Here is a 23,535-nt window from a genome sequence, read left to right as displayed (position 1 = left end):
GCCGGATCATTTAAAACTTTAATTTTTCTAGGTTGTTTTCATGCTTCTCGGATGCTTGCAACAAATACCCGCTATCTGGTCTGATATTCTCGACTAAATTAGCTGGTCATGAGTGAAGTTCAAAAGCGCAACCCCTGGGCTTGGATACCTACCCTTTATTTTGCTGAAGGGTTCCCCTATATCGTAGTAAATGTTGTTTCTGTGATCATGTACAAAAGGCTGGACATTTCCAATGCTGACATTGGACTCTACACCAGTTGGTTGTACTTGCCCTGGGTGATCAAGCCCCTTTGGAGTCCGATAGTTGAGATCCGATCTACCAAAAGGAACTGGTTCCTTATCACGCAATTTTTAGGAGCAGTTTGTTTTTTAGGAGTCGGACTTGCGCTCAATTTTAGTGCCTTTTTTATGACCACTTTGGTGTTCTTTTGGTTAGCGGCCTTTTGTTCGGCGACTCATGATATTGCGGCTGATGGCTATTATATGATGGCCCTTAGCGAGGAAAAACAATCCTTTTTCATTGGTATTAGAAGTACATTCTATCGCTTGGCTGTCATCAGTGGACAAGGGGGGATTGTCGTGATTGCCGGACTGCTGGAAACATCTACAGGTAATAATCAATTGTCCTGGAGTTGGGCTTTGATGATTGTCGGTGCTGTGCTTGGCTTACTCACATTAGCGAATTATCTGCTTACACCAGTCATTCAGGAGCCCAAACAGCTATCAGAAGGTTGGAAGGGTATCAAAGAAGTCTTCGTTTCCTTTTTTAAAAAAGAACATGTGGGGATGGGCATTGCCTTCATTCTCTGCTACCGATTGGGGGAATCGCAACTGGTTAAAATGGCCTCTCCATTTCTACTGGATCAGCCGGATGCCGGAGGTGTTGGGTTAAGTACGACAGAGGTTGGGACGATTTATGGTACGATAGGGCTGGTGGCACTTTCACTTGGTGGAATATTAGGTGGCATTGTAATTTCCCGACATGGTTTGCGTAGATGGATCTGGCCGATGGCCATCGCACTGAATTTGCCCAATTTGCTGTATGTACTGCTGGCCTGGTCAGGCACAACCTCTATTACATGGGTCACGGCGACAGTGATTGTGGAGCAATTTGGCTACGGATTCGGATTCACGAGTTTTCTCATGTTCACCATATATATCGCTGAAGGTGCCTCTAAAACTTCACATTATGCCCTCGCGACAGGGTTTATGGCATTGGGAATGATGCTGCCTGGGATGATCAGTGGATTTGTGCAGGAGTATTTAGGTTATCAAGGGTTTTTCGTCTGGGTGGTCATCGCAGGCTTACCAGGTATTTTACTCATCAAATTTTTGAAATTCCCATCGACTTACGGGATGAAAGCGGACGCATGAATGAATTAGAACGACAGGTCGGGCAGGCTTTTTGTCCCGCTGCCTTTATCCATGATACTTCGGAAGGCATCGCGAAAATTGAGCGCTACATCCGCGATTTTCAGATAGGCGGGTTGACCTTTTTCTACAGCCGCCAAAGTGTCGAAACCAATTTTGATCGCAAAACATACGTTCGAGAGAAGGACAGTGTACAGCAGTTGGCCAGGATGATCGATCGGTATCAACAGCTGAGCAAGGATCCTTTATTGATCAGTATTGATGCAGAGTGGGGACTTGGCATGCGCATCGATAGTCATCCGCCCTTTCCGTATCCGTTAACGCTGGCTGCTGCCAGAAACACAGATCTGGCATTCGAGATGGGGCGAGCGATTGCGCAGGAGCTGAAAGCAGTTGGCATTCAATTCAACCTGGCACCGGTCGTCGATATCAATAATAACCCGGAAAATCCAGTCATTGGTTACCGGTCATTCGGAGAAGACCCTGAAAAGGTTTTTGATTTGTCCTGGGCTTATTATCAAGGCATGAAATCAGAGGGATTACTCGGATGTGTGAAACATTTTCCAGGACATGGTGATACCCACGTAGATTCACATCTGGGAATACCGGCCATCGATAAAAGTCGGAATGAGCTAGATCAAAATGAACTTTACCCCTTCAAACAATTTGTGGAGCGAGGAATTGAATGTGTCATGGTGGGGCATTTGTTGGTTCCCGAATTAGATGCGGAGCTCCCAGCTTCCATTTCTCCTCGTGTGATCAATGGATTATTACGTGATCAATGGGGGTTTCAAGGGGCAGTCATGTCTGATGCCCTCAATATGAGGAGTGTTTTTGGAGACAAAGCAGCCGGTCAGGTAGAATTACAAGCATTTAATGCCGGGAATGACATCCTGTGTTTTACACCGAACCTGCCAGAGGCTTTTGAACGCATTGTGAATCAGGGTGACCAGCAACGAGTTGCTCTTGCAGCCGATCGTGTGATGGAACTGAAGAAAAGTGCCAAATTGATTGAGATGCAAGGTGATACTATGCTACCTGAAAGCATCGAATTACGAGAGCGCATCGCTTATGAAACCGTGACTGTTTTGAAGCCGGTTTCGGTCCATTTGGAAGCATCTGATACAGTTTTGTCCTTTTTCTGTTCATGTAAACAGGCTGAGAGATTTGAAAGCCATCAAGCGTTGATGAGTGATCATGAACTGCCTATATCTGAGCATCTTGGCGCAAAACAAGAAGTATGGGTCGTAGCAATTCCCCCTTCACAGAAACCTGGGAATCAATTCGGAATGAGTGGGCCGATGTTGACTGCACTCAATGAACTGATTGAAGAACAACAAGTAAATCTGGCCTGGTTGGGTAATCCCTATTCGATGAAATACGTGAACTGGAGAGCGTGCCGAAGTGTGGTGCTGGCCAGACAATCACTTCCTGAAATGGAAAAAGTAGTGTTTGATTATTGGGAAAAAGGACTACAACCTAACGGGCAGCAAGTCATCGCTTCACTTTAGGGCCGAAATTGACAATCCCTCCAATTTAATTCAAAGGATAGAGCAGGGATTTCCACTCACTGGGAAGTTGTTTGAGCGTGTAAATCTCAAAATCATTTCTTCGTTCTGTAGCGATGGCTCCGTTTTTGTCAGCCAGAATAGTTTCTTTGTCAATCTGAAAAAGGGCTCCCGTTTTGGAATTTAAAACCAGCACGCCCAAAGGGCGAAGGTTGGGGACATGATCGTAGTAGGTTCCATAGCTAGAAGATCTGATCGTGAAGCTCCTTTCGATGTATCCGGGGGTTTGGAAGACAATGGAATACTTCTCTTTGGCCAGGTATTCGTCATTGGCTTGCATGGTAGCAAAAGCTGGGGTTTGGCTTTCGAGGACCACTTTACCCTTTTTGTCTAAAATCGTCACTTTGGTTTCGGGATGTTCATGGAGCGGCACAACCGTAGCCAGGTTTCCGTTACTATTGATCACCAAACAAGCACTAAGCAGGGTTAGGCAAACGGTGACAGTTAAAAGTTTGATTGAAAAAGCTTTCATGGAATTCGATTGAAGTTTTGTTATCCTTGATAAAGGTATGACATGATAAACGTTAAACCTTATATTCGAGATTAGTTCTTATGAAAGATTCTTCAAATTTTTATCAGGTAATCGGGTTGATGTCAGGCACTTCCCTCGATGGGTTGGACATGGCGTACGTTCAATTTGAAATAAAAGAAGGCCAATGGCATTTTGAATTAGGGCCTTCACAAAGTATCGACTATTCCGAAGAATGGCGGTTCCGTTTGAAGCATAGTGTGGACCTTTCAGGATTGGCGTTGAGTTTATTAGATCGCGAATATGGTCGTTGGTTAGGACACCAGACCCGGCAGTTTATCGAATCTAATGACTTAAGAATAAACTTTATTGCCAGTCATGGACATACGGTATTCCATCAAATTGATAAGAAATTCACTTTACAAATTGGTCATGGTCAGGAGCTTGCAACAGTATCCGGTCAGCGAGTAATTTGTGATTTTAGAACCAAAGACGTGGTATTAGGAGGCCAGGGCGCACCTTTAGTCCCCATTGGAGACGAACTACTCTTCGGTGAATATGACTATTGCTTGAACCTGGGTGGGATTTCGAATGTGTCTTTTCGTCATGAGGGAAAACGCAAAGCGTATGATATCGGTTTGGTCAACATGTTACTGAATTACCTGACCAATCAGATTGGCAAGGCTTACGATAAAGGAGGTGAGCTGGCAGCCACAGGAACATTGAATCAAACCCTTTTTGATGAGTTAAATGCATTACCCTATTATCAGGAGCCCTTTCCTAAATCAACAGGATACGAGTGGTTTTTGGAACAAGTGGTTCCAATCGTTGATCGCCATTCGGGTTTACCCATGGAAGATCGATTATGCACGGGCGTTCACCACATCACCTACCAAATTGCGGAAGCTGTAAAATCACATAGTGTCCAGTCCGGAGAACGACTATGGGCGACCGGCGGTGGTGCTAAAAATGATTTTCTTGTCGGAGCCTTACGTGACTACCTGGGAAGCCAAGTGGAAGTGATTACTCCTGACGAGAGCCTGATCGAATTCAAAGAGGCCATTGTATTTGCACTGATGGGTGTCCTTCGAGAAAGAGGAGAAGCCAATTGCCTGTGCTCAGTTACCGGTGCTAGTTCGGATAACAGCGGGGGAGTGGTTTACTTTCCTTAGAAATGGGTACTGCCACTATTTTATAATGGGTTGTACCACGATTTTAATGGAACTCAGGTTTGTAAGCCCTGCCATGAAATGAAATCACCCAGCGAATAGTAATTAGCGAATAGTAGTGGTATCTATTCTTAAAGTGGGGTTTTCATTGTGCTGAGGCACAATTTCGTCCTGCTAACTATTTTGAGAAGTTTCATGCTAAAACAAGGGCTTCCACCAAAAAGGCAGAAGGACTTAAAAATGAAGTCTCAATCATTTTTATTTAGCTGATTCAACCTTTTCAACAAAAGTGTAGACCTCAGATAAAGATTGGTAATGCCCCAGTTATAATTTCGCAAGAGGATTACACCGTATTTGGAGTTTTTCTCTAATAATAAGTCGGCCCGATATCCAGGGGTTCCACCCTGATGTCCAATGGTGTGTAGCGTACTGTCCTGATAAATAGAGAAACCAAGTCCATAGTTTTCCTGCCAATTTCCTTTTGGTGTCTGTGTGGTTTGCATCATTTCCAGATGTTGTTGATTGAGTAAGTCAGAATAGCCTGCATTGCCGATCATGAATCGAGCAAGATCATTGGCGGTCGACCAAATGCCGCCGTTCGGAACGCCCCAACTTCGTCCGGGAAGTTCTCTTCTCGGACGATCATCATCGTAACCGCCGATAGGACCTCCAGATCTTCCCTTTGCCCAGTGCTGCATTTCGTTTTCTGGAATGACGTAGAACGTATGATTCATTTGTAAAGGTTCGAAAACCTCGGTCTGCATCAATGTTGTAAATGGGCGTTGCGCAGCTCTTGAAATGGCCAATCCCAGGATGCCGAAACCGATATTGGAATAGGCATATCGCTCGTTTGGTTGATACCGGAAATGTGTTTTTGGGAGGACAGTTAATAATAGTGAATCCCATGCTGCTACCTGGCAAGGTACGAAACGCGTTTTGGGTAAATGTCCTAACCCGGATGTATGACTGGCAAGTTGTCTGAATGTGAAGGTTGTGTGTTTTGAATACCCCACAATCCTTTTGACTTCAGGTAGATATTTCTCCACCGGATCGTCCAATGCAAACACTCCCTTTTGAACTAGTCTCATCATAAGAAAAGCGGTGAAGGATTTAGAGACAGAGCCAATTCTATAAATACTGTTAGTATCTGCCTTGGAGTTTTCAAGGTCAGCGATCCCGAATGCTTTTGTACGGATGATTTTGTCACCTTTGATGACTGCCATGGATAAACTTCCATTTAAATCGTCATCGTTGAGGTCTTTTTGTAGTTGCCATTCGAATTCATCTAGAATCGTCTCCATCTCGGATTTAGTCTTTGATGGCTTGCTGCATCCGAGCAAACCTATCAGAAACAAAGGCATGAGTATCTTATTCATGGTATATTTTATTATGAAGCGGAGTATTTGATGTGTTACTCAACCTAAATGTTCCTAGGTTGGTATCCTTGTTACCATATTCTTTCAAGGGCATGCGTCTTCTTAGACAAATACCAGCACTTAAAAGATCATTCGTCTTTTAAGTGAATCACAGGATTGGTTCGTTCGATTTGCACGGAAAATAGGGTTGCAATCAATAGAACCATAGTCATTAATAAACCGAGTGGAGCCAGGATATGCTCAGCACCCAATTCTATTTGGAATAGGAACTGACTTTTCCATTGGCTGAGATAATACAACGCTATAGGAATTGTCAGTGTAGCGGTAAAAAGCATGGTTAAAATGGGGCCTCTACTCAGGTTTTTAAGGTGATCCCTGAATTGCGCACCCAATACTTTCATGATACTCAGACTGCTTTTCCTCTGATTGATTTCAAAAGTTAGGAAACTGAATAATCCAAGTAAACTCACCAAAATAGCTATGGCTGAAAAAGAAGCCACTACTTTGGCCAGGATACTTTCCTCCTTCATGAGCTTTTGGTTGTATTCACTCTCCATGAATCGTAGACCTAATTCAACAGGAATATTGATAGCCGCAGAAGTTGTTCGGACCATTTCGCTCAGATCCCCTTGATTGATTCCTGAATAACGAACGATCAGATGACGGAATGCTTGCGGATTGTTAAGCGTCATCATCATAGGCTCCACTGCTTCTTTCAATGATTTATGATGGAAGTCTCGAACGACGCCAATGATCTTGAAGTTTTTCTTTCTGAACTTATATTCTCGCTGAAGGGCCGATTCGCCTCCAAGCATGGTCAACGCTTTTTGGTTTATAATGATAGATTGTGCATCTGATTGGAGCTCCTGGTCGAAATTTCTACCAACTACCAGTTCGATGTTCATACTTGGAATAAAACCCGGGTCCACACCAATCCAATAGAGCCGATGCTGCTCCTGCTGTTGGATATCTTCTAATCTTGACATATTGTATTCTCCGATTCCTGGGAATACGGCCAGTCCGGTTGAAAGTACCGAGGCTTGTTGGTCCAGTGCATCCTGAAAGCTGTTCCAGGTATTTAAAGACACCTGCTCAGGTCGTTTGATGGTCACTAGATTCTCGTAATCATATCCTACTTCAGCGTGTTGCAATCGTGAGGTTTGTTGTACGATGAACAGGCCACTGGTTACTGCAAAAAAAGTGACCATGAATTGTCCTGCTAATAAGAGTTTACCCAAATTGAATCCGAGTTTTCCAATTTTAAGTTTGCCGCGCAAGCCATTTTGCACATCGTATGCATTCATCTGTGCACTTGCGATCAAGACCATTACCGTAGCAAATAGCCCGGCTCCTAACAGGATGGGCAACAGCCATTCCGGATAGTGAAGGCGAACGGGCTCGAATCCTAAAAATGCAGACAAAGGTTCATTGATTGCGTATAGCATTCCATAGGTCAACGCAGCCGCAAATAGCAGCTGGAAGTATATTTCGAACAGCAGGCTTTTTGTAATGGCCGAAAAAGATGAACCCAATACTTTTTTGGTCGTGATTTCTCTGATTCGAGCAGTGATCTGGTTGTAAAACAGGTTAAAGAAGTTGAATAGGGTGACCAGGAAGATGAGTACGCCTGTGGAGGTCAATAAGGTCAGGTACTTCGCGTCGAATTTTTCAAAAGTGTCAAACTCGATACCAGCACTTAAATGTATATCTGAAAGCGGCTGAATGCCGTAGCTTGACTGATCCGTTTCCTCTTGTTCATTGATGAAAGCAAGGATGGCGTTTTGAGTTCCAGATGATGAGGCAAGAAACGTCTGGAAAATGGTCCAGGGGGCTTCATCATTCCAAAAGGGTGTACCCGGACCAGTTAGCAAATAGTCAAAAGACAGACTACTGTTATTGGGAAGGTCTTCTATGACTGCCTTAACAGTCAGATTGAGTTTTCGAGGACCCATTTGTACCGTAATTATTTCATTGATACCACTTTGTTCATCAAACAGCTGGTTAGCCAAAGTTTGTGTGAGGATGATGCCGTTTGGTTCATCGAGTAGGTTGTAATCGTCCAGACCTGGTAATTGAAAAACCTCCGGAAAAGCTGGGTCTACTAAAAGCCCATTGTTTGTCGGAATAATGCGCTCCTCATACGCGAATGACAGGTCCACAGGGGTCTTCATGAAGTGTGTGACGGAAGTCTCGAAAAAGTTGGAGGTGATTCGATCACGTAAAATTCCCTTAGTCAACGCGATGGTCCTACCATTGGATTGTATCGTGTTAATTCTACTGATTTGAGGTGCATTTTCATAAAATGAATCGTAGGAGTATTGCTGGGCCACAAACCCATATATGATCAGGCAAGAGAGCATGCCCAGGACCAGGGTGAATTGTCCAAGTGCAAAAACAGAGCGTTGTTTGTTGATTCTTCTGAATAGGTGTTTGGTCATTGTTTTTTTCTGATAGAGTGGTCTTTGAATATAATAAAACCTGGTGCGCGATTGAATTCCGGTCGCGTAGAGCGGGTCCCTATACTAGTGCGCGATTAAATCGCGTACCAATAAATACACTCGTTTCAAACAAGCACCATCAAGAGTTCCTAATTTGACTAAAAAAGTAGCACGCGTAGTTTAAACGCGAGCCAGATTAGTGTCGCTAAGACGCGCGCCAATTAAGTTTTGCTTACTTCTCAGCTATGGAGATTGCGCGTGGAATACCTTTTCTTACGGCATTGTATTGCGCACGATTTTCATCGTCAAGGAAGCGATCAATTTCCCACCAGCCTTTTCCATACATTTCCTTAGCACGTTCATCATAGATCTGATTAAATCCTTCATTGACGTATTGGAGATTCGCCAGGTAGTTTTTGTAAAGATCATCATCGTCAAACTTGGCGCTAACAACGTAATTAGATCTCCCTCGCTCCATTTGTTCTACTACGAATTCGTAGACCGTTGCTTGATGTTCTGCAGTAGCGGGTATGCCAATGTTTAAATACAATAACTCCAGATCATGTTCCTTGATATAGGCGTCATCGATTTCCGGAAGTGAATTTTCCGCATTCACAGGAGGAGGGAGTAAGATCGGTAATCCCTGGTGACTGCCATTTGCGTTCAGGCCAGAATAGAGGAGTTTCCGACGACCGGCCACTCGCAGTTCATTTTGAATAGATCGCACCATCCCCATGGTCTGATCCTGGTCTATCCTCATGATTACGACACCTCTTTCATTCACACGCTCTCGTACAAGGGTACCCAGGTCATCTATAGTAGTGGCTATACCGTCTGCATATAGACCGTCCTGATTCAAGGAGAGTATGATGGCATTATCTGTTTCACTGGCTTCATTCAGTTTGAACCCATTCGCAGCGATAACTGGAAGGTTTACTTGTACAGGTGCTATAGCTACCTCCTGAATGGTAGCTTCTGGTTCTAATTGTTCTATTTTGGCATTGCACTGCACAGTGATGATTGCAATTATCATACCCAGACACAAGGCCAAAGCCATTTGCGATTTGCTTGTCCAGCCTATTTTTTGAATTTTCATCATGGCTATTCTCTTTTTAATAAATGTTAAATTGAAATTGTGTACCAACCCATAGGAGTTGTTGCTGATCAACTGCTGCAAAAGCAAGGTCTGATACTCATTCACGGAATAACCCTTAGAAATCATTTGTTGGTCTGCTCTATATTCATGTGTTGTTTTTAGAGATTTAATCAGCCACCATGCGGCAGGGTTGAACCACTGCAAGGCCGCCAGAAATTGTACAATCATTAAGTCTATCGAATGCCGTTCGCGAATGTGCGTACGTTCATGATCCAGGATCTGCTGGAAACCTACTTCTTCCACCTGTTCCGCTGAAACAAATACATATTTCAGGAAAGAGAAGGGTGCTATTGGCTGATCCAATTTCACCAGTGTGAGTCCGTCTCGCTCCTCGAGCGAGCCTTGTTTTTTCAACCGCAGTAGTGTGAAGTAGATCCAACCCATCCGGATCAGGGACAGGGCCACACCCGTCAGGTAAAGCGAAATCAATCCTACCATTAGCCAGGAGGTTTTACCCTGGTGGTGGATGGTATTTTCCGCGCCAGTCGTTGGAGCTGCTGAAGGGACCATCCATTCATCCATTTTCTCGTAATACGTCATCCTGGCATCGCTCAAAGTTGTCACGGGAGCCTCGATGTAGGTATAGTTTTCCGTCGGTAGACTGATATCGATCAAAGGGATCAAGAAGGATCCGGCAAATACCGAAATCAGGAAAAATCGATTGAGCGTAAACAGTCTGCCTTTACGCAGGAGCACCCAATAGAGGCTGTAGAGCAAAGCCAAAAGCAAGCTGCACTCCACTAAGTATACGGTCAAATCAATCATTTTTCTGCGATTTTAAGTCTTCCAGCATCTTCATTACCTCATCCAGCTCGTTCTGGTCGAGCTCCTTGCTTTCCGAGAAGAAATTGACAACTTGTTTCAGCGAATTGTTGTAATAGTCCGAAACCAGGCGTGACAACTGTCCTTTGCTGTACTCCTCCTTACTGATCAATGGGTGATATTGATGAGATTTCCCAAAAGCTTTGAATCCCACGATCTCCTTTTGCACCAGCACCCGCACGATGGTGGATACGGAATTGTAGGGAGGTTTGGGGTCGGGGTACTGGTCGATGATATCCTTGATAAAACCTTCCTTGATGCCCCAGAGGATCTTCATGATCTTCTCTTCCGCTTTCGTGAGTGTCGTCATTACTTTCACATTTATTGATCAGCAACGCAAGCTTAAAACTTATTTTTAAGTTATACAACTTATTCTTACGTTTTTAAACTTATTTTTAAGTTATAGGAGTGATTTCCTGCCTAGAAGCCACCAAAGTTTGTACCCCGACAAACTTTTGTAAAACGATAGAAATCATCATTTTCAAAGATTTTTCCAGCCCTTTTTGGTGCGCCCTTCGCTCAGGCCTTCTGGTAGCCCTCCTCTAAGCGTGCCTACCAGGGTACTACATCTTTCATAGTTTTTCCCACCAAAGTTTGTGTCTCACAAACTTTTAAGAAACGATAGGAATCATCATTTGGAAGACTCATACGATGGTAGGTAGAATCTTCACCTTGTTAGTAATAATACAAACGGACTTATTTCTTCGAAGATGACTTTCCCGCCAAAGTTTGTGACCCCACGAACTTCTTAGGTTAGGGTTTTTCCCCTGCCATAGTTTGTGTCCTCACAAACTTTCAGGGCTAAGGTTTTTGTCGAATTAAAAGGAGTTATTATTTCGAGGATGATCTTTTGTTCCTTCTAAGCTGCACCTTTCTGATGATCCCAAAGACCACCAAAAAAAGAATAATGCCCATAATCGCCGGATACGCCATGATGAAATCCCAGGCTGCTGTAGCGAAATTCATGGCTGTTTCAGGAACCGCCACAACGATAAAACTCGATGCGATGTAGCCTTCTGTGCCCTGGTATTCCACCTTCCACCAAAATTCATTGGTCTTTTCCAGTACCTCGATTTTTTCCCCACCGGCGACAGTTCGTAGGATCTTTTTCTTATTGCTGGGACCCTTGCGCAAATTCACATCTGAATCGATCTCGTAGACCCATACAGATGCAGCGAGTAGTAGACTAAAAAAGGCAAGGACGAGTTTCATTTTGTGTTGGTTTGACCTTGTGGGTGTGAAGATAGGAGGCTTTAGGTAATTTGAAGCTTAATTGCACGCCTTTCCATTCGAGTAAGGTCTGATCAATGTACTCCTGAGTTATTGAATTGTATATTCACACTTTTCCTTAACCTTGCTGGTAGAAGAATCGCCCGTGCACCCATTAAAAAAGCATATTGAAGAAATTACGCCGATCTCGGATGAAGAATTTGAATACCTACTGAGTCACTTTGTTACGGTCAAGAAAAGGAAACATCAATTCATCGTGCAGCAGGATGAGCCGGTTTACCGTGAATACTGGGTTCAAAAAGGATTGCTCAAGTCTTATGTGCTGGACCAATCCGGAAAGGAGCACATTCTCATGTTTGCGATGGAAGACTGGTGGGTTACCGATTACGACGCATTCACCAACCAGACTGACGCTAAGATCTCAGTAGACTGCCTGGAAGACTGTGAGTTGCTTTACATTGATTATCAGAACAAGGAAAAGCTGTTGCGTGAAATTCCCCTTTGGAACAAATTCTGGGCATACAAGACCAAGCACGGTTACATTTCACTACAAAACAGGATACTTTCTCTATTGAAAAATACGGCACAGGAGCGATATGATTTGCTCTTCGAACAATACCCACAATTATTTCAACGTGTCCCTAAGAAACTCTTGGCTGCTTACCTGGGTGTTTCACGCGAAACCCTGAGCCGATTCCAGAGCTAAGTGATTTGGATCACACAAAAGCCGTGATCTAGCCCCTATTAGCTCTCTACCCGATTTTTTCTCTTTGATGCATCTAAAATGATGTGAATTAAAACAGAAGAAATCATGGAAATTAACAAGCAAACAGACAAAGCACTATTGATCATCAGAGTATTGGTAGGCCTATTGTTGATCCTACATGGATTTGGCAACTTGCTGTCCGGTTATGCCTTCATCGGCAGCGTAATGGAAAACACAGGACTCCCGAAGTTCTTTGCCTATGGGGCATTTATCGGTGAAATTGTCGCTCCGATTCTATTGATCATTGGTTATCGTGCCCGATTGGCAAGTCTTGCCTTGTCCTTTACTATGCTGGTGGCCATTTTGCTGGCACATTCGGGAGACATATTTGCGCTCAATCAATTTGGTGGCTGGGCCATCGAACTCCAGGCATTCTACTTATTCGGAGGGATAGCCATCTTCTTCTCAGGTGCAGGCAAGCATGCCCTTTCTATCTCAAATGACTGGGACTAATCCGGGAGGAGTTTTCAGTGATGCGTACCAATAAGATTTGGATCCCCATCCTGGTGATGGGGCTGATGAGAGCGACGCTTGGCTGGTCGCAGATTGAAGATATTGCCGTCAGCGAGGAGGTAACGATTGATAGGTTATATATCGGCTTCCTCGCTGAATCCCGGATCCATACTAAATCGCTCAATCAATCGAGGAATCTGACCTTCCAGTCTGGAGCACGTATCAGCCTGACAGTCATCCCAGGGGTGATGAAGGTTCGATCTTTTGGAGTCCTAAGGGAGATAGGGGATGATGACCCGAAACCGTTTACCAATTTTGAATCCATCATCACACCTGGTAAGCGATGGGCGATTCATCTGGGGTTGATGGCCACGCCTACAACAGAGCTGCGGCCCAATCCATCCACCTGGCAAAGTCAGGTTGAAACCAATGCGGAACGGACCATTCCGGGAGGGAGACCTGGCGTCAAAGTGAACTATCAGTTCTCAAAGGAATGGAAAATTGGGATGGGTCTACACCAACAGGACGGAGCGCCTGCCTATCACCTGAAATTAGGATATAACATGTTGTCAGTTTCGGGATTCATTAGGAATAATGAGCTCTTTGTGGCAGCAAGGAGAGTGGATGAAAAAACCGAGTTCGTTGCAAGTTTCGACGAAAACCATATGGCATTTTCCGCCATTGTTCACGCCTTCGAAGACTTGAGTTTTTACGCAGACCTGGAGGTCGATACCGGATCAATAGATCGGGTCGTGAGCAAGTTGGGCATCCGTAGATATTATCAAGGACAACATGCCCTTCGGGGCTTCTTCTCGCTCAGTTATGATCGCGTATTACATCGGGTAGAAGGTGGATTTTTTATCCATATCTAAGGTGTGATCCAGATCACTTCAAAGTGGTGATTTAGGCCCTATAAGATCAGCCAACTAACCGGGAATTTTGTATTCATCAATAATTAATAAAAACAAATGCCATACATCAATATCAAAGTAACCGATGAGCAAGTAACGCGTGCGCAGAAGCAGCAACTCATCGCAGGAGCCACCCAGTTGGTGGTAGACGTTTTAGGCAAGGTGCCTGAAACTACCCATGTAGTGATCGACGAGGTAAATGTCGACAACTGGGGTGTCAAAGGAAAAATGTATTCAACACTCAAAAATTTAAAGTAACCATCATGGACCAACAAACAGCCATCATTACCGGTGCGTCCACAGGGATAGGAAAATCAATCACCCAACTGTTTCTAAAGGAAGGTTATCATGTTGTGATGAATTCATCCAGTCAGGAAAACCTGGAAAAAGCCCATGCAGCTTTTGGATCACCCAACAACGCGGTACTCGTGGCAGGGGATATTTCCCGACGAGCAGTTGCAGACCAGCTGGTGAAGACAGCCGTTGATAAATTCGGAAGCGTCGATGTATTGATCAATAACGCGGGCGTTTTTACACCTAAACCCTTTTTGGAGGTAGATGAAAGTGAGCTTGATGCCTTCCTAACGGTAAATTTGAAAGGAACCTATTACGCGTCTCAGGCAGCAGTGAAACAAATGTTAATGCAGTCAGGTGGCAGCATCATCAATATTGGGACCGTACTCGTTGATCATGCCATTGCTGGCTTTCCGGCTACGGCACCCATCGCCAGTAAAGGAGCGATCCATGCCTTCACTCGACAACTGGCAGCTGAGTTTGGTAAGGACAACATTCGTGTGAATACGATTGCACCCGGTATCATCAGAAGTCCGCTACAAGGAAAAATAGGTGTCGATGATGCCGATAGTTTAGCAGGCTTGCATTTACTGGATAGAATTGGGGAACCAGAGGAAGTCGCTGCGGCGGCCCATTACCTGGCTACTGCTGAGTTCGTAACCGGAGAAACATTCAATGTAGCCGGAGGTCATACCGTGGGACATGCTATCTAAAACCGGAATCATGATGTACGAAGAACATGTAAAAGCGATCCAAAAAGTGATCCGTGCTTATTTTGATGGGGTATATGAAGGAAATATTGATAAACTTCAGCAAAGTTTTGCTCCAGAAGCGAGGCTCTATGGCGACATCAAAGGAGAAGCATACGCCAAAACCCTGGACGAATACCTCGCAGGAGTCAAAGGCAGAAAGAGCCCTTCCGAGCTTAGCGAGAAATTTGGAATGGAGATCGTGGGGATAGAAGTTGTGGGTAATATAGCGCTGGTCAAAGCGCATTTAAGGATGCTAGGATTCAATTACTATGACTTCTTGTCTTTGTGTATCGTAAATGGAGATTGGAAAATCGTGAATAAAGCTTTTGCTCATGTGGAATAACACAACAGTAAGTGAAGCCTTAAGGATCAAATATCCGATCATACAGGGCGCGTTTGGCGGAAGATTTTCTTCCGTCGAACTCGTGGCTGCGGTTTCCAATGCAGGAGGGATGGGATCTTTCGGACTCAATGCCCGATCACCACAAGAAATTCTGGAGATTAATGCAGCCATCCGCAAATGCACTGTCGCGACCTATGCACTTAACTTGTGGGTGCCCCTTGCCGATGATCCCGTTAAGGAATTTGATGAACTGGCTTTTGAAGCGTGGAAACATCGATTTGAACCCTACTTCGCAAAATTGGGTTTGCCTCTTCCTGAAAAGCCTGATTTGCCTCGACGTAGCTTTGAAGCACAATTGGAAGCGGTGCTTCAAGCAAAGCCGCCAGTAGTAAGTTTCATTTTTGGCATTCCTTCAGATGAGATTTTTCGTGAGCTAAAACATCGCGGGATTGTTACCATCGCCTCAGCCACTACGGCCGATGAGGCCCGGTTGTTAGAGGATAGTCCTATCGACTTGATCATTGCAACCGGACAAAATGCCGGCGGTCACCGACCTTCCTTTCTGAAGTCACCGGAAGATTCCCTGACGGATACGAAATCGCTGGTGAAGCAAGTTTTGGAAGTAGTCAAAAAGCCCGTGATTGCGGCTGGTGGTATTTCAAACGGTATTAAGGCCGCGGAGTATTTACAATTGGGAGCATCAGGTGTCCAAGTCGGCACAGCATTTCTTGCTACGGATGAGTCCGGGGCTTCAGACTTGCACAAGACGAACTTACGATCAGAGCATTCCTATCAGACGGACCTTACGAGGGTGTTTACTGGTCGGCTGGCCCGGTCCATTACTTCAGAGTTTATACAGGACTTTAATGAATCCTCCGAACCAATTTATGCACCCTATCCTTTGCAAAGTAAGCTCATGAATGGATTATGGAATGTGCCCGATAAGGAGCAAGCTACGTCCTATATGCCTCTTTGGGCTGGCGTGCCTTCCGCGATCCTGAAGCATACCCATGCGGAGGACTTGTTTGTTTCGCTGGTGAATGAGATCAATGCGGAGATGGGGTGAGTTTTAGATGTGCAAAACCAATTTTCCTTCTTTTTCAAGTACTTCAGAATATCTTAAAGTTTGACATATTGAAGTTCGCAGTAACCTAATGGTTTTGAGAGTATTGCTCCCATCGATTGCAATTTTCCGGCGCTTCTTCTTCGATCATTATAGGGTCTTACGTTCAGGTTACAAGAGTCATAATTGTTATTTGCATAATATACGTAGTGGAATACCCTTATGTAGAAATTCGTAATATGATCGAATGAGCGAAATATTGACCTTTATCCTTGGTAATTGAGGATTCTAAGTCCTTACATTTGAATGAGTTAGGTTCTGTTTAGGGCTTGCTTTTAAGAAGGGTTAGAAAACTACTGCATCTAGTATTTGTGTGTTTTATCTCCCTTGGCAAATGATCGAAATTGATTGGTAAGTTAGGAAGCTTACTGTTGAGGTTTCTTCGATTTTTTCGTGCGTGCTCTGAGTGATACCTAACCTCTTCTAGCGTCTGGAAGGACTTCTTGGAAGAAACGAAAATCATTCATTCACATACCACATTGCCATGTTACGCCAATTACATCCGCTAATTCCTGCAAGAATTCTTTGCCTCTTTTTATTCATCCTGTGTTTATTGCCTGTGTCGCGTGCTCAGGATGAAAACGCCTGGCTGGAGCTGACGGTAGAAGAGATGATGGAGCAGGAAATTACCATCGAGTCTACCTTGAGTTCCATCTATGGCATGTCGGACGAAGACATGCTCAAAGCAATGGATAAAGCCATTGCTCTCTACGCTGCTGCTGGTGGAGATTACGATCGCTTACTCATGCCAGATGTCTATTTTATTAAAAGTGTGGCCTTATGTCAGTTGGATCATTACGACGAAGCAACAGCTGCCTTGAACGAACTCAAGGAAAATGGCTTTCCTGTGTTTGATACAAATAACTTGTTGAAATCAGAGGCCTATGCAAAATTAGGTGATGCCAACGTCGTATCTGCTCGAGACAAGGATTATCAAAAAGCAAAATCCATCATTGAGGAGTCTATTAACATTCTTCCCACCTTCAATGCGTATAAGTTCAAGGCAGTCATGCATCAAATGATGGAGGAGTCTGATAGCCTGGAGTACACATATACGAAAGCCTTAGAGGCACCTTTTGCGCCAACGGTGGAGTTCGCTGCCATGCTTGAAAAACGAGGGCGCCTCTACTTTGACCAGAAATTGTATGCCAAAGCCAAGGATGACTTTACAAAAACACTTTCTTACGGACCATCCTGCATCAGTTCCTACTACCGTGCCCGATGTATCCTGGAATCCAATCAATATCAGGATAAATCCGAAGCCAACCAGGACATGATGTCGATCGTGAATGATGATTGCGGCATGTTAGGTGCGGCACCCCTTTCGTATATTCATGAAAAATTGGGTGACTATTATCAGGAGATAGGTAGTTACTCAAGTGCACTGACCTACTATTCCAATTCTTACAATTACGATCCTTACTACTACAATACAGGGTGGGCGGCTATTGCTGCATTGTCCAGCCAAAATTATTCTGCCTGCATCAACTGGGCATCCAAATTTGAAGCAGAGTTGCAACGAACGCGATCCAGTGATTACCTCAGCTGGTTGGCTGGAGAAGTATTTTATGCCAGTGGGTATGCTCATTGGCAAAATGGTAACACCGATCGTACCGTTCGTGATTTTGAGCGCGCCAAGCGCCTCGGGAACCAAACTGCCGCGCAATACCTGAGGGACTACTTCAATCGATAGATGATGAGAAGGTTCATTTTGTGGTATCTGACCTGTCTATTTGTGAGCTTCACCTTTGGACAGGTTTACAGTACGAATGATACGAACTTTAAGAAAGGCAGGGATGCCTACAAGAACAAGGAGTACCACGACGCTTTCTTACACTTTGAGCGATATATTGATGTAGAAACTTCCAGAAGTGTCCACGAATCACGCGAAAAAAAGCTCATGTATGCCTATGTATACGCAGGTTTTTGTTCGGAGGAAATCGAACGATTTGAGAAAACCATATCGTTTTATCAGCATGGTTTGACCCTGGCACGGAAGCTCAATGAAAAGTCTGATATGAGCTTAATCCTCAATAACCTGGGGATGCAATACCAACGGGTTGGCAAGTTTCAGGAGGCCATTGATGCACATAAAGAATCTCTCAATCTGGATATTGAACTGAATGAACGCCGGTCGGTAGGAATTGACTATTCAAATGCTGGCGACGCTTACATGAAATGGGGCGATTATTCCAGGGCACTTGAAAACTATGAGAAATCCAGAGAGATCCACTTGCAAGATGGAGATCTGGGGAAGGCAGCCTCGAGGGAGGTTGGAGTAGGAGAGGTTTACTTGCGGTGGAATCAATTGGACCTGGCCATGGTCACCTTGCAAAATGCTACCGCCAGGATGCTGCAGAACAACAGGAACCCATCCAGTGGCGTCATGCTAATGGCTGAGATTCATAGGAAGAAGGGAGATTTCAGTAAGGCTGAGTTTGAGATTAGGCGTGCATTGGACTATGATCGTCGTTCAGGAAATGAAGGCAAACTGGCCGATCGATTGAATGGATTGGGCTTGTTGTATCAGCACGAGGGCCGAATGGGCCAGGCGATTTCTTCCTATGAAGAAGCCTTGTCCAATGCGCGGTACCGAAAAGATAAAGATAACATTGCCCGCATCCTGTCCAATCTAGGATCTGTTTACTTCGTGGAAGGTGATTACCCCAAAGCCATCGTCCACTTTAAGGAGTCCGTGGAACTGAAAGAAGCCCTTCGGAAATCCGCCTTCGGACCTATCCGACGAGAATACCTTTCCAGTCAGATCCAAACGTACAAGTATTTGGCAGCTTGTTATATGAAGACCAATCAGGTGGCCGAAGCTTTCGACGCGATCGAAGCCAGCAGGTCCAAGTACCTTGCGGAGCAAATTGTAGGTAAAGGCACGGAACCTGCGCTATTGTCGCTTCAAGACACCCAGGAACTGTTGGGTACTGATGATGTGGTGCTTGTTTATGCGAATGCCGATTGGCGTGAGAAAATTTTGATAGTCATCACACGGGACCAGGTGAAAGGCATGATCCTGGATGATCGCGCTTTTCTTAGAGATGCCATTGACCTGTCCAAAAAAGGGACACAGGCAGCCAATCTTCAGCAACGTGGAAGTTTGAATTTCGTCGTGGACAAACTCCTGTCGAAGGAGGCTGCGGGCCCGGTTCCTGATTCCGATATTTTTGAAGTAGCCATCAATTTCTATCGAGATATCCTGATCAACCGACAGGAAGATCGGGAATGGTCCAGGCTCTTCTATGACTTATTGCTCCGGCCTGTAGCGGAATTTGTGAAGCAGAAGCAAAACCTGATCATTTCTCCAGATGGCCTGTTGAATTATTTGCCCTATGAAACACTCATGGACAACCATGGTAATTATGTGGCTATATCAAAGGATGTGAGGTACACGCAATCCATGGCTGTTTTAGAGGCATTGAACGCCCGCAACTACCCCGATTCCAGAAAATACATGCTGGCATTTGGAGGTTCTGTGTATAACGAGTCCACTTACAAAACGGACATGGGGCTACCCGAAGGACAGACCTTGCCCGAAGAGGAATTTACCTCACCTGGGAGTTTCAATTTCGATTTATCCATTGGACGCAGAAAGGCTCCGTCAGATCTGTTATTGACAGAAAGCCTGCGGTCGGAACTCAATCAAGATCCTGATCAGTCACTTCGTGATACTTACAAGCAGTTGGGCATTAACACGATGAACAATCTCCCCGGTACCCTTTATGAAATCGAGCACCTGCGGGAAGTAGTCCCGGACATAAAAATGTATTCGAAATATCAGGCCAATGAATTTTATGTGAAATACATGAATGACAATGGGGAACTGGGGGACTACAAGGTGTTGCATTTTGCGACGCATGGTCTAACCATCCCAATTTTGCCAGAGCTGTCAGCAGTGGTATTAAGCATCTACGATGATGAACGAAGTGAGGATGGCTTTCTACGGACGAGTGAAATCAATGAATTGGACATTCGGGCTGATTTTGTGAACCTCTCGGCTTGTGAAACGGGATTGGGGAAAATATACGGCGGGGAAGGAGTAGTCGGACTTACACAATCCTTTTTGATCGCCGGTGCCAATGGCTTATCCGTTTCCCTATGGTCAGTTGCAGACAATTCCACGGCAATTTTCATGGTTGAAATGTATCGTAAGGTAAACCGGGATGGGATGGATTACTTTGAGGCGATTGCGGAAACTAAACGAGAATTTATCAAAGGACAGTACGGAGAAGCCTTTAAACTGCCTTATTACTGGGCACCATTCGTCTATTATGGGAGGGAGAACTAAGATGGATACCTGTTACAAAGCCGAAGATCGACCGCTGGAACCGGCGGAGCTCAAGAAGTAGCAACGTGGCATTTGGGTAATTCCCATTTTCCTGATCATTTTCAGTGGGTTCTTCACTTTATTTTTTAATAATCTGAATCCCAATTACTAGTGTCCGGGGAGATTTTTCGTAATAGCAAAAAGCCTGCTACTCACCTATTGCCAGCTTTCTTAGGTAATGTTTAGTTACTGTTTCGATCTCCACCAAATACAGCCCCTTATAAGAACGCTTAAGAGGTAATTCAAATTCAGCCCTGTTAACCTCAAATCGTTCAATCAATTTACCTGAAAGGTCCCTGAGGTTGATGACTTTTATCCGTGAAGGAGCGGAGATCATGACACGCTCTATGGCTGGATTTGGATAGATACTAAGGCGTGGTTCTGGGTTGTTTTCGAGATTGAGAATTTCACCGAATTCACCGATTTGCCAGTTGGACGGATCATTATTGTCCGCATTGGGATCAATGACTTCCATGAATTCTCCAAGACCATTGGCAGCTTCAGGCCACGGAGCGGTATTGTAGTAAGTCACTTCATCGATGACATTACCGAATCCATTCAATAGCAAAAGCGTTTCACTTTCATTGTCCAGGCTGCGGTTGAATTCATCATAAGGAGTAAACCCGTAAACCGAACGAAAAGCCAAACTTTCATTGGCCAGATAGACTGTACTACCAGCATTTAGGAAGGTGTTGGGATCGAATTGATAGACAAGGTCTGTTCCTCCAAAATATACCCCGGTCAGGTCGACAGTGGCGTTGCCAATATTCGTGACAGCCACAAACTCCAGGTCTTTTTCATCAAAACCACCTTGCGAGCCAGGATTGTAGTTGATTTTTGAAATAATCAATGACGGAACATCTTCACCGAGGCAAGCCCTGGGTGCCCCCAAATTTGTTGTAATCCACTGGATACGGTCAGTGATCCATTCCTTCATGATGTCAATATGCGCCTCATAGTTGCCCAGCGTATTCCATCGTGCTTGTTCTCTGGGCCTTGCTTCTTCCAGCAAGAGGATCACTTCATCCATGAATTGAAAAATAGATTCGGGATGTAAGGGCTGGCCTTCGGTTGTCAATTCATGCCATCTGCTGGCCATATGGCAGCGAAAGGGTTCGCTTTCAAACAGGTCTTTCCAAAACATTGCACCTTCATTGTCACCATTGTCAAACTGCCAGACGTCTTCATGACTCCTGTCCAATCCAAACTGGAACAAATCATTGCCGTAGGTCAGGTTGAAATCCCAGACGGGTCCTGCCCTGAGTTTGGCGTTTCTGTCTTTGTGAAAAAACGTGCTGAATTGGTACCCATCTACATTAGAAGCCAATTCATTGATGATCATAAAATCAATAAAAGAAGGAATATCAATGATAGATGGATAACCATCTTCCAGTGACAAATTATTGTTACGCGATTCATCGGCCAGGTCGAGGAAAACGCCTTCAATATATCCATCCTGAGCGTTGGTCACCTCGTCATCCTTAGGCACTTCATGAATAAATGCGACTGTTGCGCCCGTATTGGAGGGCATGGTCCAGGCAGCAAAGTCATTCCCTTCGGTTTTGTCTGCTTTGGTAATGTAACCACCGGTGATCAGATCATCTGAATTATCGAAAGCCCCGATTTTATTGATGTCAATGCGATCATCATCGGCCTTTAGTTTTTCCTGTAGGATATAGATGCCCCGATAGTCCCCATTCAATACCATTTCACAGTAGATGCCTCGCGAAGCATATTGTCCGGTTTTCAAGGCCATCTGGTAACTGAGGTAATCACGCATCAAAGATTGGTCAAAAGCCAGGCCATTGAGTATCCAGTCATTTTCCTCGGGTAAGCCCAATAAACTGACATTGTCTTTGTCCTGCCGGTCTTCAAACGTCGTGAGTGCATACTGTTTTTTGTCGAGTAATTGAGAAGAGCTGCCCCGTATTTCTATACCGATCAATCCTGAGAAATCGAGGCTTTCAGAATTGTCTATATCGGTCAGGAAATTACGTTCACCAGCTCCATTATCAATGATGGACATTTGCGCCCAGATCTTGGGTTCATCGGGAATGCTCTGACCATTTTCCGTTTCGATGATCACAATAGGAAGATTCGACGAAGTGAATTCAGTAGAAAGAAATGGCGCACTAAACCAGGAAGGAACGTCCCGGTAAGCGCTACTCGAAGTATTAAGACCCACTGATAAAACAGGTAGGGCAGTTAAGTCTGAGGAGTTGATGTTTTCATTATGCACTTCCACGGCCAGTACATTGGTTCCATTGACCAGCAATTCATGATCGACTTCAAAACGATCGGGAACTTGTCCGGTGTAGAGCTTGGCCTCATGAAAGTCGTTGGCACCTTGATCAAAAGCAGGAACATCTCCGGAAACAAATGCACGGGCGATTTCAGTACCGTTCAGGTAGGCGACGAATCCATCGTCAAAGTCCATGTCTAGCAGCAGCGATTCAATTTCATCGACGGTCACGATTTCAAATTCGTACCTCATGTACAGCGATAAAGTAGCATCGATGAGAGTTGCATCATCTCCGTCTCCGTATCCGATGCCGGAATTTCCGGTTGACCAATTTGAATCATCAAATGAAAGGGAGGTCCAGGAAACATCAGGTTGTTCATCAGGAACCAGGTATTGCCACGAATCTTCGGGCAGTACCACACTTTCCCAGTGATCTACCTGGCCAAAAGCGATCAGGTTGAGAAACAAAAAACAGATAACAAGTAGCAATCGATGCATAAGAAGTCCTGACCTATTAAGATGAATAGCTAAAATAGGGAATCTAACATCTGCATTCATGGAATTCTGAACCATAGAGGCATTGTATTCAAATCAAAGACCGTCATTCTGGCGATCAGTAAATTTTTATCGAAAGGGTTGCACAACTAAGAATGATCTGCCGGAATCTCATTATTGATTAGTAGTTGCTCTCTTGTGTGAGATTCCTGCCTACGCAGGAA

At 44.6% G+C, this 23,535-nt stretch carries 19 protein-coding genes; 12 read left to right on the top strand and 7 right to left on the bottom strand.

From position 1 onward, the window contains the following. Window positions 1–108: 108 nt before the first annotated feature. Together R8G66_09965 and R8G66_09960 are read left to right on the top strand one after the other, a co-directional pair. Window positions 109–1,374, top strand: a complete 1,266-nt coding sequence (locus tag R8G66_09965) for an MFS transporter (protein MDW3192684.1) — start codon at window positions 109–111, stop codon at window positions 1,372–1,374. Beyond that, window positions 1,371–2,882 (top strand): glycoside hydrolase family 3 protein, encoded by a 1,512-nt coding sequence (locus R8G66_09960; protein MDW3192683.1) that lies wholly within the window; start codon window positions 1,371–1,373, stop codon window positions 2,880–2,882. Before R8G66_09965 ends, R8G66_09960 begins: the two co-directional genes overlap by 4 nt. 25 nt (window positions 2,883–2,907) lie before the next feature. Here the strand turns inward: R8G66_09960 and R8G66_09955 are convergent, their stop codons facing one another. Then, the gene (locus R8G66_09955) at window positions 2,908–3,411 is read right to left on the bottom strand and encodes a hypothetical protein (protein MDW3192682.1); all 504 of its coding nucleotides are present in this window, start codon (window positions 3,409–3,411) and stop codon (window positions 2,908–2,910) included. Window positions 3,412–3,491: 80 nt separating this feature from the next. Here R8G66_09955 and R8G66_09950 point away from each other — a divergent pair, with 80 nt between their 5' ends. Further along, window positions 3,492–4,580 carry an anhydro-N-acetylmuramic acid kinase gene (locus R8G66_09950; protein MDW3192681.1) on the top strand — a complete coding sequence of 363 codons (1,089 nt, stop codon included), beginning with the start codon at window positions 3,492–3,494 and terminating at the stop codon, window positions 4,578–4,580. A gap of 245 nt (window positions 4,581–4,825) precedes the next feature. On the opposite strand, the gene R8G66_09945 is transcribed toward R8G66_09950, so the two are convergent. The 5 genes from R8G66_09945 to R8G66_09925 all read right to left on the bottom strand — a co-directional run bounded on the left by R8G66_09945 (window position 4,826) and on the right by R8G66_09925 (window position 11,581). Next, window positions 4,826–5,953 carry a serine hydrolase domain-containing protein gene (locus R8G66_09945; GenBank protein ID MDW3192680.1) on the bottom strand — a complete coding sequence of 376 codons (1,128 nt, stop codon included), beginning with the start codon at window positions 5,951–5,953 and terminating at the stop codon, window positions 4,826–4,828. Between the two features lie 128 nt (window positions 5,954–6,081). After that, window positions 6,082–8,391, bottom strand: coding sequence for an FtsX-like permease family protein (locus R8G66_09940; protein MDW3192679.1), 2,310 nt, complete (start codon window positions 8,389–8,391; stop codon window positions 6,082–6,084). 232 nt (window positions 8,392–8,623) lie between these two features. After that, a complete protein-coding gene (locus tag R8G66_09935; protein MDW3192678.1) occupies window positions 8,624–10,312 on the bottom strand; it encodes a M56 family metallopeptidase in 1,689 nt (562 codons plus the stop codon). Continuing rightward, window positions 10,305–10,679 (bottom strand): BlaI/MecI/CopY family transcriptional regulator, encoded by a 375-nt coding sequence (locus tag R8G66_09930; GenBank protein MDW3192677.1) that lies wholly within the window; start codon window positions 10,677–10,679, stop codon window positions 10,305–10,307. The genes R8G66_09935 and R8G66_09930 overlap by 8 nt, the downstream gene beginning before the upstream one ends. A 521-nt stretch (window positions 10,680–11,200) precedes the next feature. Continuing rightward, window positions 11,201–11,581: an SH3 domain-containing protein gene (locus R8G66_09925; GenBank protein ID MDW3192676.1), complete on the bottom strand. Its 381-nt coding sequence runs from the start codon at window positions 11,579–11,581 to the stop codon at window positions 11,201–11,203. 163 nt (window positions 11,582–11,744) lie between these two features. On the opposite strand from R8G66_09925, the gene R8G66_09920 reads away from it, so the two are divergent. The 9 genes from R8G66_09920 (at window position 11,745) to R8G66_09880 (ending at window position 20,535) form a co-directional block, all read left to right on the top strand. Further along, the gene (locus R8G66_09920) at window positions 11,745–12,305 is read left to right on the top strand and encodes a Crp/Fnr family transcriptional regulator (GenBank protein ID MDW3192675.1); all 561 of its coding nucleotides are present in this window, start codon (window positions 11,745–11,747) and stop codon (window positions 12,303–12,305) included. A gap of 105 nt (window positions 12,306–12,410) precedes the next feature. Further along, window positions 12,411–12,818, top strand: coding sequence for a DoxX family protein (locus tag R8G66_09915; protein ID MDW3192674.1), 408 nt, complete (start codon window positions 12,411–12,413; stop codon window positions 12,816–12,818). A 20-nt stretch (window positions 12,819–12,838) separates the two neighbouring features. Next, window positions 12,839–13,690, top strand: a complete 852-nt coding sequence (locus R8G66_09910; protein MDW3192673.1) for a hypothetical protein — start codon at window positions 12,839–12,841, stop codon at window positions 13,688–13,690. Window positions 13,691–13,786: 96 nt separating this feature from the next. Next, complete coding sequence (locus tag R8G66_09905; protein MDW3192672.1) at window positions 13,787–13,987, top strand: 4-oxalocrotonate tautomerase family protein; 201 nt, start codon at window positions 13,787–13,789, stop codon at window positions 13,985–13,987. A gap of 5 nt (window positions 13,988–13,992) precedes the next feature. After that, window positions 13,993–14,736, top strand: a complete 744-nt coding sequence (locus tag R8G66_09900; protein MDW3192671.1) for an SDR family oxidoreductase — start codon at window positions 13,993–13,995, stop codon at window positions 14,734–14,736. Window positions 14,737–14,746: 10 nt separating this feature from the next. Then, window positions 14,747–15,118, top strand: a complete 372-nt coding sequence (locus tag R8G66_09895) for a nuclear transport factor 2 family protein (protein ID MDW3192670.1) — start codon at window positions 14,747–14,749, stop codon at window positions 15,116–15,118. After that, on the top strand, window positions 15,108–16,184 hold the full coding sequence (locus R8G66_09890) for a nitronate monooxygenase (protein MDW3192669.1): 1,077 nt from the start codon (window positions 15,108–15,110) through the stop codon (window positions 16,182–16,184). Before R8G66_09895 ends, R8G66_09890 begins: the two co-directional genes overlap by 11 nt. Window positions 16,185–16,725: 541 nt before the next feature. After that, a complete protein-coding gene (locus R8G66_09885) occupies window positions 16,726–17,934 on the top strand; it encodes a hypothetical protein (protein ID MDW3192668.1) in 1,209 nt (402 codons plus the stop codon). A 42-nt stretch (window positions 17,935–17,976) separates the two neighbouring features. Continuing rightward, complete coding sequence (locus R8G66_09880; GenBank protein MDW3192667.1) at window positions 17,977–20,535, top strand: CHAT domain-containing tetratricopeptide repeat protein; 2,559 nt, start codon at window positions 17,977–17,979, stop codon at window positions 20,533–20,535. A gap of 187 nt (window positions 20,536–20,722) precedes the next feature. Here the strand turns inward: R8G66_09880 and R8G66_09875 are convergent, their stop codons facing one another. Beyond that, on the bottom strand, window positions 20,723–23,314 hold the full coding sequence (locus R8G66_09875; protein MDW3192666.1) for a CotH kinase family protein: 2,592 nt from the start codon (window positions 23,312–23,314) through the stop codon (window positions 20,723–20,725). Between the last annotated feature and the right edge of the window lie 221 nt (window positions 23,315–23,535).

The organism is Cytophagales bacterium, assembly GCA_033344775.1.
Lineage (GTDB): Bacteria > Bacteroidota > Bacteroidia > Cytophagales > Cyclobacteriaceae > JAWPMT01.
This window is presented reverse-complemented; position numbering and strand designations above follow the sequence as displayed.